General features: G+C 58.6%; 14 protein-coding genes. 9 read left to right on the top strand and 5 right to left on the bottom strand.

Annotated elements, in window-relative coordinates:
• Positions 1 to 148: 148 nt before the first annotated feature.
• A complete protein-coding gene (locus AB1E37_RS23245) occupies positions 149 to 880 on the top strand; it encodes a transporter substrate-binding domain-containing protein (protein WP_004177719.1) in 732 nt (243 codons plus the stop codon).
• Between the two features lie 43 nt (positions 881 to 923).
• Here AB1E37_RS23245 and orn read toward each other — a convergent pair whose 3' ends face one another.
• On the bottom strand, positions 924 to 1469 hold the full coding sequence (gene orn, locus AB1E37_RS23250; protein WP_002885538.1) for an oligoribonuclease: 546 nt from the start codon (positions 1467 to 1469) through the stop codon (positions 924 to 926).
• A gap of 94 nt (positions 1470 to 1563) precedes the next feature.
• Here orn and rsgA point away from each other — a divergent pair, with 94 nt between their 5' ends.
• From rsgA to mscM, 3 genes are all read left to right on the top strand, one after another.
• Positions 1564 to 2625 (top strand): small ribosomal subunit biogenesis GTPase RsgA, encoded by a 1062-nt coding sequence (gene rsgA / locus AB1E37_RS23255; RefSeq protein WP_004178332.1) that lies wholly within the window; start codon positions 1564 to 1566, stop codon positions 2623 to 2625.
• 160 nt (positions 2626 to 2785) lie between these two features.
• Complete coding sequence (gene asd, locus AB1E37_RS23260) at positions 2786 to 3748, top strand: archaetidylserine decarboxylase (protein ID WP_002885536.1); 963 nt, start codon at positions 2786 to 2788, stop codon at positions 3746 to 3748.
• Positions 3749 to 3771: 23 nt separating this feature from the next.
• Entirely contained in the window at positions 3772 to 7101 is a 3330-nt protein-coding gene (mscM, locus tag AB1E37_RS23265) for a miniconductance mechanosensitive channel MscM (RefSeq protein ID WP_004146716.1), read from the top strand.
• Positions 7102 to 7138: 37 nt separating this feature from the next.
• Here mscM and yjeM read toward each other — a convergent pair whose 3' ends face one another.
• Together yjeM and epmA are read right to left on the bottom strand one after the other, a co-directional pair.
• A complete protein-coding gene (gene yjeM / locus AB1E37_RS23270) occupies positions 7139 to 8641 on the bottom strand; it encodes a glutamate/gamma-aminobutyrate family transporter YjeM (protein ID WP_032448216.1) in 1503 nt (500 codons plus the stop codon).
• Positions 8642 to 8823: 182 nt separating this feature from the next.
• The gene (gene epmA, locus AB1E37_RS23275) at positions 8824 to 9801 is read right to left on the bottom strand and encodes an elongation factor P--(R)-beta-lysine ligase (protein WP_032448215.1); all 978 of its coding nucleotides are present in this window, start codon (positions 9799 to 9801) and stop codon (positions 8824 to 8826) included.
• Between the two features lie 275 nt (positions 9802 to 10076).
• On the opposite strand from epmA, the gene frdA reads away from it, so the two are divergent.
• The 5 genes from frdA (at position 10077) to AB1E37_RS23300 (ending at position 14017) form a co-directional block, all read left to right on the top strand.
• Positions 10077 to 11867 carry a fumarate reductase (quinol) flavoprotein subunit gene (frdA, locus tag AB1E37_RS23280; protein ID WP_117116868.1) on the top strand — a complete coding sequence of 597 codons (1791 nt, stop codon included), beginning with the start codon at positions 10077 to 10079 and terminating at the stop codon, positions 11865 to 11867.
• Complete coding sequence (gene frdB, locus AB1E37_RS23285; protein WP_004177729.1) at positions 11860 to 12594, top strand: fumarate reductase iron-sulfur protein; 735 nt, start codon at positions 11860 to 11862, stop codon at positions 12592 to 12594. The genes frdA and frdB overlap by 8 nt, the downstream gene beginning before the upstream one ends.
• A 10-nt stretch (positions 12595 to 12604) precedes the next feature.
• Positions 12605 to 13000, top strand: coding sequence for a fumarate reductase subunit FrdC (gene frdC / locus AB1E37_RS23290; protein WP_002885530.1), 396 nt, complete (start codon positions 12605 to 12607; stop codon positions 12998 to 13000).
• Positions 13001 to 13010: 10 nt separating this feature from the next.
• The gene (gene frdD / locus AB1E37_RS23295; RefSeq protein WP_002885526.1) at positions 13011 to 13370 is read left to right on the top strand and encodes a fumarate reductase subunit FrdD; all 360 of its coding nucleotides are present in this window, start codon (positions 13011 to 13013) and stop codon (positions 13368 to 13370) included.
• A 113-nt stretch (positions 13371 to 13483) separates the two neighbouring features.
• Positions 13484 to 14017 carry a lipocalin family protein gene (locus tag AB1E37_RS23300; RefSeq protein ID WP_032448214.1) on the top strand — a complete coding sequence of 178 codons (534 nt, stop codon included), beginning with the start codon at positions 13484 to 13486 and terminating at the stop codon, positions 14015 to 14017.
• On the opposite strand, the gene sugE is transcribed toward AB1E37_RS23300, so the two are convergent.
• Positions 14014 to 14331 carry a quaternary ammonium compound efflux SMR transporter SugE gene (sugE, locus tag AB1E37_RS23305; protein WP_002885521.1) on the bottom strand — a complete coding sequence of 106 codons (318 nt, stop codon included), beginning with the start codon at positions 14329 to 14331 and terminating at the stop codon, positions 14014 to 14016. The genes AB1E37_RS23300 and sugE overlap by 4 nt on opposite strands.
• 143 nt (positions 14332 to 14474) lie before the next feature.
• Positions 14475 to 14621: a lipoprotein toxin entericidin B gene (gene ecnB / locus AB1E37_RS23310; RefSeq protein WP_002885518.1), complete on the bottom strand. Its 147-nt coding sequence runs from the start codon at positions 14619 to 14621 to the stop codon at positions 14475 to 14477.
• Between the last annotated feature and the right edge of the window lie 86 nt (positions 14622 to 14707).

A 14707-nucleotide genomic window follows, 5' to 3' on the forward strand; every position in this document is an offset into this window, starting at 1 on the left:
GCCATCTACGCCGCTGAATTGTATAAATAAGCGTCATAATGGGCAAAATCGCTTTTTCCGCCCGGCTGAATGACGCAAAATCGCTCGCATCATACAGCGGTGGCGCGACGTATAACGAGGCCACCCCGACGCCAAACAGGGAATTAGCATGAGAAAAGTCCTCACCGTCCTGCTGCTGAGCACGCTGGCCATCGGAACCGCGTCAGCCGAGACGCTCCATTTTGGCACCACCACGGCCAATCCACCGTTTGTCACCGCCAACGGCAAAAATCAGCCCGTTGGCTTCGATATCGATCTCGCGCACGCCCTGTGCCAGCAGATGCAGGCGCAGTGCCAGTTCACGGCGCAGCGTTTCGATACCCTGATCCCGGCTTTACGCTTTAAGAAATTTGACGCGGTGATTGCCGGCATGGAAGTGATCCCGATGCGTGAGAAGCAGGTCGCCTTCAGCCGACCCTATCGCCAGGCGCTCTCCGGGGTAGTGATCGTCAACAAAGATGTCGCCCATACCTTTGCCGATCTGAAGGCTAAAAAAGTCGGCGTGGTGAAAGGCACGCTGCATCAGCGCTACCTGCGTGATAAACAGAAAGCCGTACAGGCTGTCCCTTACGACGATGTCGCCAGCGCCCTGGCCGCGCTGAAAGCCGGGCAAATAACCGGCGTCATGGGCGACTTCGCCACCCTCGACGCCTGGCAGCAGGAGAACCCTGACTACGCCATCATGGATGAACGGGCCACCGACCCGGCTTATTACGGTAAGCAGTATGCGATTGCGGTGCGCAAAGACGATCCGGAGCTGCTGAACGCCATCAACGATGCCCTGGCCGCGGTCATGGCGACACCTGACTTCCAGCAGATGCAGCAGAAGTGGTTTAAATAACGCAGAAAAGTGTACCGGGCCGCGCACAGGGCCCGGTCGCGGTTTACAGCTTAATGAAGTGTTCGCGGTAGTAAGCCAGCTCGGCGACCGACTCGCGGATATCGTCCATCGCCTGATGAGTGCCCTGCTTTTTAAAGCCGTCGAGAATTTCCGGCTTCCAGCGGCGCGCCAGCTCTTTCAGCGTGCTAACGTCCAGATAGCGATAGTGGAAATAGGCTTCCAGTTGCGGCATGTACTTAAACAGGAAGCGACGATCCTGGCCGATACTGTTGCCGCAGATCGGCGACTTGCCCGCCGGCACCCACTGCTTAAGAAACTCAATGGTCGCCAGTTCGGCATCGTGCTCGCTGACGGTGCTGGCCTTTACGCGATCCACCAGACCGCTGCCGGTATGAGTCCGCACATTCCACTCGTCCATTAATGCCAGCTGAGCGTCCGACTGATGCACCGCGATGGTCGGGCCCTCAGCCAGAATGTTCAGGTTGGCATCGGTCACCAGGGTGGCGATTTCGATAATGCGATCGCGCTCCGGATCCAGCCCTGTCATCTCAAGATCGATCCAAATGAGGTTGTTTTCATTTGCACTCATGCTATTTTCCACCCTTCTCGCGTGACTATATTCATCTAAAATAGCGTGTATCATAGAGGTTTTGCCCCATCAGGGCGACCAGGAGCCAGTTCGATTGAGTAAAAATAAACTCTCCAAAGGCCAGCAGCGCCGCGTCAAAGCCAACCACCAGCGCCGTCTGAAAACCACTGCGGAGAAGGCCGACTACGATGACAACCTGTTTGGCGAAACGTCGGAAGGCATTGTCATCAGTCGCTTTGGTATGCATGCCGACGTCGAATCCGCTGACGGCAGCGTGCATCGCTGCAATATCCGCCGGACGATCCGCTCGCTGGTCACCGGCGACCGCGTGGTCTGGCGGCCGGGTAAAGACGCCGCCGACGGCGTAAGCGTCAAAGGGATCGTCGAGGCGGTGCACGATCGCGCCTCCGTCCTGACGCGTCCGGATTTTTACGACGGCGTGAAGCCTATCGCCGCCAATATCGACCAGATCGTGGTGGTTTCCGCGATCCTGCCTGAGCTGTCGCTGAATATTATCGATCGCTATCTGGTGGCCTGCGAAGCGCAGGATATCGAGCCGCTCATTGTGCTGAATAAAATCGATCTGCTGGATGATGATGGTCTGCGCTTCGTCAATGAGCAAATGGATATCTACCGCAACATCGGTTACCGCGTGCTGCTGGTTTCCAGTCGGACTCAGGACGGCCTTAAGCCGCTGGAAGCGGCCCTGACCGACCGCATCAGTATCTTCGCCGGGCAGTCCGGGGTCGGTAAATCGAGCCTGCTGAACGCCCTGCTCGGGTTGAACGAGGATCAGATCCTCACCAATGATGTCTCGGACGTTTCCGGCTTAGGTCAACACACCACCACCGCGGCACGCCTCTATCACTTCCCGCACGGCGGCGATGTGATTGATTCACCGGGGGTACGTGAGTTCGGCCTGTGGCATCTGGAAGCGGAACAAATCACCAACGGCTTTGTCGAATTCCATGATTATTTAGGCCGTTGCAAATATCGCGACTGTAAACACGATACCGATCCTGGCTGTGCGCTTCGCGAAGCGGTAGAGAACGGCAAGATCGCCGAAAGCCGTTTTGAGAACTACCACCGCATCCTGGAAAGCATGGCGCAGGTACAGGTAAAAACGCGTAAAAACTTTTCCTCGTCCGATGACTGATCATTAAGCTGAGCATCACGTAAGGCGCTGCCGGGCAGCAGTGATGACGCAGCTTACGCGGATGCCATTTGGCGAGTTTTACGTATAGAATCGTCCCCTTTTTTCAGGTCCCCGCCCGCAGGCGGGGTCAGGAACGACATATCATGGCCTGGAGGCTACTTTGTTAAACGATCTTAAACTTTCACTGCAATACATTCTGCCTAAACTGTGGCTCACCCGCCTCGCAGGCTGGGGTGCGAGCAAACGCGCAGGTTGGCTGACGAAGCTGGTCATCGATCTGTTCGTGAAATACTACAAGGTCGATATGAAAGAGGCGCAGAAGCCGGATACCGCGGCTTATCGCACCTTCAACGATTTCTTCGTGCGCCCGCTGCGCGACGACGTTCGCCCGCTGAATACCGATCCAAACGTGCTGGTGATGCCGGCCGATGGCGTGATCAGCCAGCTTGGCGCCATTGAGAACGATAAAATCCTGCAGGCTAAAGGTCATGACTACAGTCTGGAAGCCCTGCTGGCCGGCAACTATCAGATGGCCGACCTGTTCCGTAACGGCAGCTTCGCCACCACCTACCTGTCGCCGCGCGACTATCACCGCGTACACATGCCGTGCAACGGCATCCTGCGCGAAATGATCTACGTTCCTGGCGACCTGTTCTCTGTTAACCACTTGACGGCGCAGAACGTGCCGAACCTGTTCGCCCGTAACGAGCGCGTCATCTGCCTGTTTGATACTGAGTTTGGCCCGATGGCGCAAATTCTGGTGGGCGCAACTATCGTCGGCAGCATCGAGACCGTGTGGTCCGGCACCGTGACCCCGCCGCGCGAAGGCATTATTAAACGCTGGACCTGGCCCGCTGGCGACAACGAAGGCTCCATCGCCTTGCTGAAAGGCCAGGAGATGGGCCGCTTCAAACTGGGTTCCACCGTGATCAACCTGTTTGCCCCGGGCCAGGTGAAGCTGGTCGACACGCTGCAAAGCCTGTCCGTGACCAAGATCGGCCAACCGCTGGCGACAGCAGTGGAAGCGACCGCCGCCGCTGAACCCGCGCCGTTACCGGAAGAAGAGATCCGCGCCGAACACCGCGCCAGCCCGCTGGTTGACGATAAACAAGACCAAGGTTAATTCTTCAGCAAAAGGGTTATGCCGTGCGCCTGATATACACTTTCCTGTTGGCCTTGAGCCTCAGTTTCGGGGCGTACGCTGCGACAGCCCCGGATGCTAAACAGATAACCCAGGAACTGGAACAGGCGAAGGCGGCAAAGCCCGCCCAGCCTGAAACCGTTGAAGTTCTGCAGTCCGCGCTGAACGCGCTTGAGGAGCGAAAATCATCCCTCGAGCGCGCCCGTCAGTATCAGGACGTTATCGACAATTTCCCCAAACTGTTTCAAAGCCTGCGTGCTCAGCTCAATAATCTGAGCGAAGAGCCGCGCCAGGTGCCAACCGGCCTGACCGCCGATGCGCTGAACCAGGAGATCCTGCAGGTCAGCAGCCAGCTGCTGGAATCGAGCCGCCAGGCGCAGCAGGAGCAGGATCGCGCGCGTGAAATCGCCGACTCCCTGAACCAGCTGCCGCAGCAGCAAACCGATGCCCGTCGTCAGCTCAATGAGGTTGAGCGCCGCATCGGCACGCAAACCGGCAACAATGCTCTCGCCCAGGCGCAAAATCTTGCTCTGCAGGCGGAATCAGCGCGTCTGAAGGCGCTGGTGGATGAACTCGACCTCGCCCAGCTCTCCGCCAACAACCGCCAGGAGCTGTCGCGCGCCCGTTCCGAGCTGGCGCAAAAACAGAGCGAGCAGCTGGATGCCTATCTGCAGGCGCTGCGCAATCTGCAAAACAGCCAGCGCCAGCGGGAGGCGGAAAAGGCGCTGGAGAGTACCGAACTGCTGGCGGAGAACAGTGAAAACCTGCCGCCGGACATCACCGCCCAGTTTAAGGTCAACCGTGAGCTCTCCCAGGCGCTGAACCAGCAGGCGCAGCGCATGGATCTGGTGGCGTCCCAGCAGCGACAGGCGACGAATCAAACGCTGCAGGTGCGCCAGGCGTTAAACACCCTGCGCGAGCAGTCGCAGTGGCTGGGCTCCTCCAATCTGCTGGGCGAAGCCCTGCGCGCCCAGGTGGCGCGGCTGCCGGAGCGCCCTCGCCCGCAGCAGCTGGATACGGAAATGGCGCAGCTGCGCGTGCAGCGTCTGCGCTTTGAAGATTTGCTGAGTAAGCAGCCGCAGCTGCGGCAGATCCGCCAGGCCGACGGCGAACCGCTGACCAGCGAGCAGAACAAGATCCTGCAGGCGCAGCTGCGCACGCAGAACGAGCTGCTGAACTCGCTGCTGCGCGGCGGCGACACCCTGATGCTGGAGCTCACCAAGCTGAAGGTCGCCAACGGCCAGCTGGAAGACGCGCTGAAAGAGATCAACGAAGCCACCCACCGCTATCTGTTCTGGACTTCGGACGTCAGCCCCATCGGCTTCTCCTGGCCGCTGGAGATCGTCCAGGATCTGCGGCGCCTGATCTCCCTGGATACCATCAGCGAACTGGGTAAAGCCAGCGCGATGATGCTTACCAGCAAAGAGACCCTGCTGCCGCTGTTTGCCGCCCTGCTGCTGGTTGGCTTTAGCATCAGCTCGCGGCGCCATTTCACCCGCTTTCTCGAGCGCTCCAGCGCCCGGGTGGGGAAAGTCACCCAGGATCACTTCTGGCTGACGCTGCGCACGGTCTTCTGGTCGATACTGGTGGCCTCGCCGCTGCCGGTGCTGTGGATGACGCTCGGCTATGGTCTGCAGTCCGCCTGGCCGTTCCCGCTGGCGGTGGCGATTGGCGATGGAGTCACCGCGACGGTGCCTCTGCTGTGGGTGGTGATGATCTGCGCCACCTTCGCCCGGCCAAACGGGCTGTTTATCGCCCACTTCGGCTGGCCGCGTAGCCGCGTGGCGAAGGCGATGCGCTACTACCTGATGAGCATCGGGCTGATTGTGCCGCTGATTATGGCGCTGATCATGTTCGATAATCTTAACGACCGCGAATTCTCCGCTTCGCTGGGCCGCCTGTGCTTCCTGCTGATCTGCGGCGCGCTGGCGGTGGTCACCCTGAGCCTTAAGCACGCCGGTATTCCGCTCTATCTGGATAAAGAGGGGAATGGCGACAATATGGTGAACCGCCTGCTGTGGAACCTGATGCTTGGCGCCCCGCTGGTGGCCATGCTGGCGGCCGCCGTCGGCTACCTCGCCACCGCCCAGGCGCTGCTTGCGCGTCTGGAAACCTCGGTCGCCATCTGGTTCCTGCTGCTGGTGGTCTATCACATCATCCGCCGCTGGATGCTGATCCAGCGCCGCCGGCTGGCCTTCGACCGGGCCCGCCATCGTCGCGCGGAAATTCTCGCTCAGCGCGCCCGCGGCGAAGATGAGCCCGTTCACGTCAGCAGCCCGGAAGGGTCGGTGGAGACGGAGGTCAGCGAGGTCGACCTCGATGCCATCAGTACCCAGTCGCTGCGGCTTGTCCGCTCCCTGCTGATGCTGATCGCGCTGCTATCGGTCATCGTGCTGTGGTCGGAAATTCACTCGGCGTTTGGCTTCCTTGAGAATATCTCGCTGTGGGACGTGACCTCGACGGTACAAGGGGTGGAAAGCCTTGAGCCTATTACGCTTGGCGCGGTGTTGATTGCCATTCTGGTGCTGATCATCACCACTCAGCTGGTACGCAACCTGCCCGCGCTGCTGGAACTGGCGATCCTCCAGCATCTCGATTTAACGCCCGGCACCGGCTACGCCATCACCACCATCACTAAGTATCTGCTGATGCTGGTCGGCGGGCTGGTGGGCTTCTCGATGATCGGTATCGAGTGGTCGAAGCTGCAGTGGCTGGTCGCCGCGCTGGGTGTGGGTCTCGGGTTTGGCCTGCAGGAGATCTTCGCCAACTTTATCTCCGGCCTGATTATCCTGTTTGAGAAGCCGATCCGCATCGGCGATACGGTCACCATTCGCGACCTGACGGGCAGCGTCACCCGCATTAATACCCGTGCGACCACCATCAGCGACTGGGACCGAAAAGAGATTATCGTGCCGAACAAGGCGTTCATTACCGAACAGTTTATCAACTGGTCGCTGTCGGACTCGGTTACCCGCGTGGTGCTGACGGTGCCGGCGCCTGTGGACGCCGATACCGAAGAGGTGACGAAAATTCTCATCGCCGCGGCGCATCGCTGCTCGCTGGTCATCGATACCCCGGCGCCGGAGGCGTTTCTCGTCGACCTGCAGCAGGGGATCCAGATTTTCGAGCTACGTATTTTTGCCGCGGAGATGGGGCACCGCATGCCGCTGCGCCATGAGATGCATCAGCTGATCCTGGCGGGCTTCCGCGAGCATGGCATTGATATGCCGTTCCCTCCGTTCCAGATGCGTCTGGAAAGTATTGACGGCAGGCAAAGCAGTAAAACCATGACCTCGGCCGGAAAAACCAGCCGCCGTACGGCTGGTAGCCTGTAAACCATCCCCTGCCCGGCGGCACCGCCGGGCAGGCTCTTTAACTCTCCATCACCAGCGCGCCGGACGCCATGCGCCGACGGTAGCTTTCGTAGATCCCCAGCGCCAGCAGTGAGAAGAAGAGCGGCCCACCCACCATCCACAGGGTACTGTTCCAGTCCCCGCTGTCGATGACGGGTTGGATAATGGTGAAGATATTGGCGAAGGTCACCACCAGCAGCACCACGCCGGTCGCCAGCAGCGTCGACGGACGGTTTTTGAAGATCATGAACGGCCGGTCAAGATGGGTTTTCGCCTTGAAGAACGGGAAGGCGATGGTCAGGAACAGATAAGGCAAGGTCATAGAGACATTGGCCATCAGCGTCAGCTTGTTATAAAACGCGGAAGCGCTATCCCCACCGAACGATACCAGTACGATAAACACCCCGACCAGCAGACACTGCAGCCACATCGCCGCGGCGGGCATTCCGTTGACGTTGAGACGGGTCATCACCGACGGCCAGAGCGCTTTTGGCGTGCCCTGGATAATCGCTTTCAGGGGAGAATAGCTGAGGGTGAAGAACGCGCCGGTGTAGGCGAGAAACATCGACAGGCCGGTAATACGGGCGAACCAGACCCCGGTCAGGGCTGACGCCGCAGGGGTCAGGTACAGGGCCTGGCCCAGCGTCGCCCCGAGGCTGGTCATCAGCACATAGGTGATGTTGCCGAGGTTGGTCGAACGCGCGCCAAGCACCTGCTGCCAGTTGGCGCTCACGCCCCACAGCACAATCGCCAGCGAGTAACCGATCGAGATAACAATCGCCGCGATGATAATACCTTTGGCAAAGTTCTTTTCCGGCTTATCGGTCTTATCCACTAAGCCGCCAACCGCCTCAATTCCGCCATAGGCAAAGATGGCAAATACCACAAACGACAGCATCGCCATGCCCGACTGATACCCGGGATTAGGCGAAAGGGTGAAGTTTAACGGCTGGGCGAAATGACCGCCGTTAAGCAGAAGGATCGCCCCGCTCACCAGCAGCAGCACCAGGTTAAGCCCCATCACCGCGATACCGCCGACGGCGGTAATTTTAGCGATTTTATTGATCCCTTTGACGGCAATAAAGGTCACCACGACCATCCAGCAGGCCGCCAGAATACCGACCGTCTGCGTCGGCGTCAGGCTACCCAGCGCCCAGGTCTGGGTTTTGTCCGCGCCAAACAAAAAAGTAGATAGCGGGACCCAGATCTTAGCGGCGGTACTCACCATCCACACTACGTACGAGGCAAACCACATAAAGGTACCAATGAAGGCAAAGCGCGGCCCGACGCTGTGGTTCATCCAGGAATAGATCCCGCCCTCTTCGCGACGATAAGCTGAGCCCATCTCCGCCATCATCAGCGCGAACGGGATAAAGAAAAAGAGGGCGGAAAAAAGGTAAAACGGCATCGCGCTATAGCCCATCAGATAAAACGCCGATGGGCTGTTGGCAAAGCCAAACACCGAGGTGAAGATCATCAGAATCAGCCCGATCAGGCTCATCTTCTTGAGTTGTTGATGCATAAATCTATCCAAACGTGGGCATCGCCCGACGAGCGACGCCTGGCCTCATAAAAAGAGCGCGGATAGTAGCAAAATCACGGAGGGAAATTGTGGGTATTCGGGCTAAAGCCGGGGCGAGGGTGTCAGGTTCAGAGTCGTCTTTCACCTCCCCCACCCGCCGGCGGAGGGAGGTGAAAAAGCGATCAGGCGCGGTCTACCGTAAAGGCGATCACTTCGCCGATGCTTTCAGCGCCCAGCGCCAGCATGACCACGCGGTCAACGCCCAGCGCCACGCCGGAGCAGTCCGGCAAACCCGCCTCCAGCGCCGCCAGCAGGTTGTTATCGATGGGCTGCTGCGGAAGGCCGCGCGCGGCGCGTTTGCGGTTATCCTGCTCAAACCGCAGGCGCTGTTCATGGACGTCGGTCAGCTCGTGGAAACCGTTCGCCAGCTCAATACCTTTGTAATAGACCTCAAAGCGCTCAGCGACCCGATGATCTTCCGGGCTGATCTGCGCTAAAGAGGCCTGAGTCGCCGGGAAATGATAAATGAACGTTGGTCGATCTTTGCCGATGTGCGGCTCCACGCCCATGGTGAACAGCAGCTGCAGCAGGGTATCGCGATCTTCTTCAGTATCGGCGATATTGCTCAGATCCAGCTTCGCTGCGACTTCACGCAGCTGTGCTTTATCGGCAGAGAGCGGGTCAATTTCCAGATGGCGCTGAAACGCCTGCTGATAGGAGAGACTTTCCGCCGGTTGGCACTCCAGCACCTGCTGCAGCAGATCGTCCACCTCATTGATCAGGCGATACATGTCATAGCATGGACGATACCACTCCAGCATGGTGAATTCCGGATTGTGATGACGCCCCATCTCTTCATTACGGAAGCTGCGGCACAGCTGGAAGACCGGGCCGCAACCTGCCGCCAGCAGGCGCTTCATGTGGTATTCCGGACTGGTCATCAGGTACAGGTTAAGCCCCTGAGAATGGCCCGGGCCGACGAAACGGGTTTCGAACGGGAACAAATGAATATCCGTTACCGTCGCCTGACTCATGCAAGGCGTCTCCACCTCCAGCACGCCGCGATCGGTAAAGAAACGGCGGATTTCCGCCATCACAGCCGCGCGCTTCAACAGATTGGGAATGGGTGCGCTCGGCTGCCAGGTTGCCGTCTCGCTCATGGTACTTTCTCCGATTGCAAATTAAGGGCACGAAGTCTACTCGCAACCGGCGAGTGAAACAAATTTTGTGCAATCTCCGGCAGACTACATGCCATTAATCTATCGTTAACCCTGACGCATAAATACCACTGATAAATAACCGCACATATCGATAAAAAAATCGAACACGTCAATTTTCCATACTGACCCTAAGGCTATACTCCTGTACCTATAAAGGAGCAGTGATACTTTTTCGCCAGCCCGGCGGCGAAATACACTAAAACTGGAGGAATGTCGTGCAAACTTTTCAAGCCGATCTCGCCGTAATTGGCGCCGGCGGGGCAGGCCTTCGTGCCGCTATCGCCGCCGCTCAGGCCAACCCCAACGCTAAAATCGCCCTGATTTCTAAAGTCTATCCGATGCGCAGCCATACGGTCGCTGCAGAAGGGGGGTCCGCAGCCGTTGCCCAGGATCACGATAGCTTTGAGTTCCATTTTCACGACACCGTCGCGGGAGGCGACTGGCTGTGCGAGCAGGATGTCGTCGACTATTTTGTTCATCACTGCCCGACGGAAATGACCCAGCTGGAGCAGTGGGGATGCCCATGGAGCCGCCGCCCCGACGGCAGCGTCAACGTCCGGCGCTTCGGTGGCATGAAAATCGAACGCACCTGGTTTGCCGCCGACAAAACCGGCTTCCACATGCTGCATACCCTCTTCCAGACCTCCCTTCAGTTTCCCCAAATTCAGCGCTTTGACGAACATTTCGTCCTTGACCTGCTGGTCGATGACGGGCAGGCCCGCGGCCTGGTGGCGATGAATATGATGGAAGGCACCCTGGTGCAGATCCGCGCTAACGCCGTGGTGCTGGCTACCGGCGGCGCCGGGCGCGTCTACCGCTACAACACCAACGGTGGCATCGTCACCGGTGACGGGATGGGGATGGCCCTGGGCCATGGCGTGCCGCTGCGCGACATGGAATTCGTTCAGTATCACCCGACCGGCCTGCCGGGCTCCGGGATCCTGATGACCGAAGGCTGCCGCGGCGAAGGCGGGATTCTGGTCAACAAAAACGGCTACCGCTATCTGCAGGATTACGGCATGGGCCCGGAAACCCCGCTCGGCGAACCGAAGAATAAATATATGGAGCTGGGCCCACGCGACAAAGTGTCCCAGGCCTTCTGGCACGAGTGGCGGAAAGGGAACACCATCCCGACGCCGCGCGGCGACGTGGTCTACCTCGATCTCCGCCACCTCGGCGAGAAAAAACTGCTGGAGCGTCTGCCGTTTATCTGTGAACTGGCGAAAGCCTACGTCGGCGTCGATCCGGTGAAAGAGCCGATCCCGGTGCGCCCGACCGCGCACTACACCATGGGCGGTATTGAAACCGATCAGCAGTGCGAAACCCGAATCAAAGGGCTGTTTGCCGTGGGCGAATGCTCGTCCGTTGGCTTACATGGCGCCAACCGTCTGGGCTCCAACTCGCTGGCCGAGCTGGTGGTCTTCGGCCGCCTGGCCGGGGAGCAGGCCATGCAGCGCGCCGCTCAGGCGGGCGAGGCAAACGGCGCCGCCCTCGATGCGCAGGCTGCCGATGTGGAGCAGCGCCTGAAAGATCTCGTCAACCAGGAAGGTAACGAAAACTGGGCGAAAATTCGCGATGAAATGGGGCTGTCGATGGAGGAAGGCTGCGGCATCTACCGCACGCCGGAGCTGATGCAGAAAACGATCGACAAGCTGGCTGAACTGCAGGAACGCTTTAAGCGCGTGCGCATTACTGATAACTCCAGCGTGTTCAATACCGATCTGCTTTACACCATTGAGCTGGGGCACGGTTTAAACGTTGCCGAATGTATGGCGCACTCGGCCATCGCCCGTAAAGAATCGCGCGGGGCGCACCAGCGTTTGGATGAAGGCTGTACCGAACGCGACGACGTCAACTTCCTCAAGCACACTCTCGCCTTCCGCGAGGCCGATGGCACTACCCGTCTGGAATATGGCGATGTGAAGATCACCACGCTGCCGCCGGCAAAACGTGTCTATGGCGCAGAAGCGGACGCGGCTGAGAAGAAGGAGACCACCCATGGCTGAGATGAAAAACCTGAAAGTCGAAGTGGTGCGCTACAATCCGGAGGTCGACACCGCACCGCACAGCGCATTCTATGACGTGCCTTACGATGAACAGACCTCGCTGCTGGACGCGCTGGGCTACATCAAAGACAACCTGGCGCCAGACCTGAGCTACCGCTGGTCCTGCCGAATGGCAATCTGCGGTTCCTGCGGCATGATGGTCAACAAGGTGCCGAAGCTGGCCTGCAAAACCTTCCTGCGCGATTACACCAAAGGCATCAAGGTGGAGGCATTGGCCAACTTCCCGATCGAGCGCGATCTGGTGGTGGACATGACCCACTTTATCGAAAGCCTGGAAGCCATTAAGCCGTATATCATCGGCAATAACCGCACGCCTGACCAGGGGCCAAACAAGCAGACCCCGGCCCAGATGGCGAAATACCATCAGTTTTCCGGCTGCATCAACTGCGGGCTGTGCTATGCCGCCTGTCCACAGTTCGGCCTGAACCCGGAATTTATCGGCCCGGCGGCGATCACCCTCGCCCACCGCTATAACGAAGACAGCCGCGACCACGGTAAAAAGGAACGCATGGCGCAGCTTAACGGCCAGAATGGCGTCTGGACCTGTACTTTCGTTGGCTACTGCTCGGAAGTGTGTCCGAAGCACGTCGACCCGGCGGCCGCGATCCAGCAGGGCAAGGTGGAAAGCTCGAAAGACTTTCTTATCGCCACCCTGAAACCACGCTAAGGAGTGCATTATGACGACGAAACGCAAACCCTACGTGCGACCAATGACCTCCACCTGGTGGAAAAAGCTGCCGTTTTATCGCTTCTACATGGTACGGGAAGGCACGGCGGTACCGACGGTATGGTTTAGCATTGTGCTGATTTATGGGCTGTTTGCCCTCAAGCACGGCGCCGAGAGCTGGGCGGGATATATCGGATTCCTGCAAAACCCGGTGGTGGTAATCCTCAACCTGATTACTCTGGCGGCGGCGCTGCTGCACACCAAAACCTGGTTTGAGCTGGCGCCGAAAGCCGCCAACGTCATCATCAAAGGCGAAAAAATGGGGCCAGAGCCGGTCATTAAAGGGCTCTGGGTGGTGACGGCGGTGGTCACCGTGGTGATCCTGTTTGTCGCCCTGTTCTGGTAAGGAGGCTGAGATGATTAATCCCAATCCGAAACGTTCCGATGAACCCGTATTCTGGGGGCTGTTTGGCGCAGGTGGCATGTGGGGCGCGATCGTCGCGCCGGTGATGGTGCTGCTGGTCGGCATCTTGCTGCCGCTGGGGCTTGCCCCGGCCGACGCCTTCAGCTATGAGCGTGTGCTGGCTTTTGCCCAAAGCTTTATCGGCCGCGCATTCATCTTTCTGATGATTGTCCTGCCGCTGTGGTGTGGGTTGCATCGTATTCACCACGCCATGCACGATCTGAAAATCCATGTGCCAAACGGTAAATGGGTCTTCTACGGCCTGGCGGCAATCCTCAGCGTCATCACCCTCGTTGGCGTACTGTTTATCTGATCCTGCAAGAGCCCGGTCGCATTTCTGCTACCGGGCTCGCTTCATAGAAAAATCTTGCCGCCTTTTCCCTGCTGGACTCTACACTTAGCTTAAAAGCCAGCAAGGAGCATGCCATGCGTATCCTGCCGATAATCACCGCGATTGCCGTCTCGTTCCTGTCTGTCGCCTGCAGCACGCCCACCCCGCCGCCGGGCGTCACCGTGGTCAGTCCCTTCGACGTTCAGCGCTATCTGGGTACCTGGTATGAAATCGCCCGCTTTGACCACCCTTTTGAAAGCGGGCTGGAAAAAGTCACGATCGCCTGGCACTCACGTGATGACGGCGGTCTGGATGTGGTGAATAAAGGTTATAACCCCGACCGCGGCATGTGGCAGAAAACGGACGGGGTAGCGTACTTTACCGGGGAGCCCAGCCGCGCCGCGCTGAAGATTTCCTTCTTCGGCCCTTTCTACGGCAGCTATAACGTCATTGCTCTGGATAAGGAGTATCGTTACGCGCTGGTCTGCGGCCCCGATCGCGACTATCTCTGGCTGCTGGCCCGGGCGCCGACCATCGCCCCGGAGGTCAGGCAGCAGATGCTGGACATTGCCACCCGACAGGGCTTTGATGTCGGCAAACTGGTCTGGGTCAATCAGCGCTATGATTAGTGCGCGCTGATCTTCAGGCCAATGATGCCAATCACGATACAGACAAGGCTGGCGATACGCATGGCGCTGGCGGATTCCCCTAACAGCACAATACCGGTCACGGCGGCGCCCACGGCGCCGATCCCGGTCCAGACGGCGTAGGCGGTACCTACCGGTAGGGTTTTCATCGCCCATGAGAGCAGCGCCATGCTGGCCACCATCGCCACGATGGTGATAACGCTGGGAACCAGGCGGCTAAAGCCATGGGTATATTTCAGGCCGACGGCCCACACCACTTCCAGCAGACCAGCGATAAACAAGACTATCCAGGACATAAGGCTCCTTTGCTGGGGCCGTCCCCGGATGAGAAACGCTTACGGGTCGTCCCGTAAGGTGGATGAAAAGTCGTGGTGAGTATATCCAACGGAATGAGAGAAGTGAAGAACGGTACGGCGCTAAACCGTACCGTTGACGGCGTTTATTGCTGAGCTTTGGTTGCCGCGCCAGAGATTGCGTTACCGCCGTCTGAAATATCCTCACCGACACCGCGCGTGGTGTTACAAGCGGTCAGTGCTGAAGAGAGGACCAAAACCGTAAAGAACGCTGCAATCGTTTTTTTCACCATAATGTCATCCTTAGTGTCAGTTTTGTTTTCATGCCCTATAAGCATAGACAAACCGTCCAAAGATGAAGGGATCTTTGCGATTTTTA

The sequence above is a fragment of the Klebsiella sp. Shm-1 genome, from assembly GCF_040804525.1.
In the GTDB taxonomy this organism is placed as follows: Bacteria; Pseudomonadota; Gammaproteobacteria; order Enterobacterales; family Enterobacteriaceae; genus Klebsiella; species Klebsiella pneumoniae.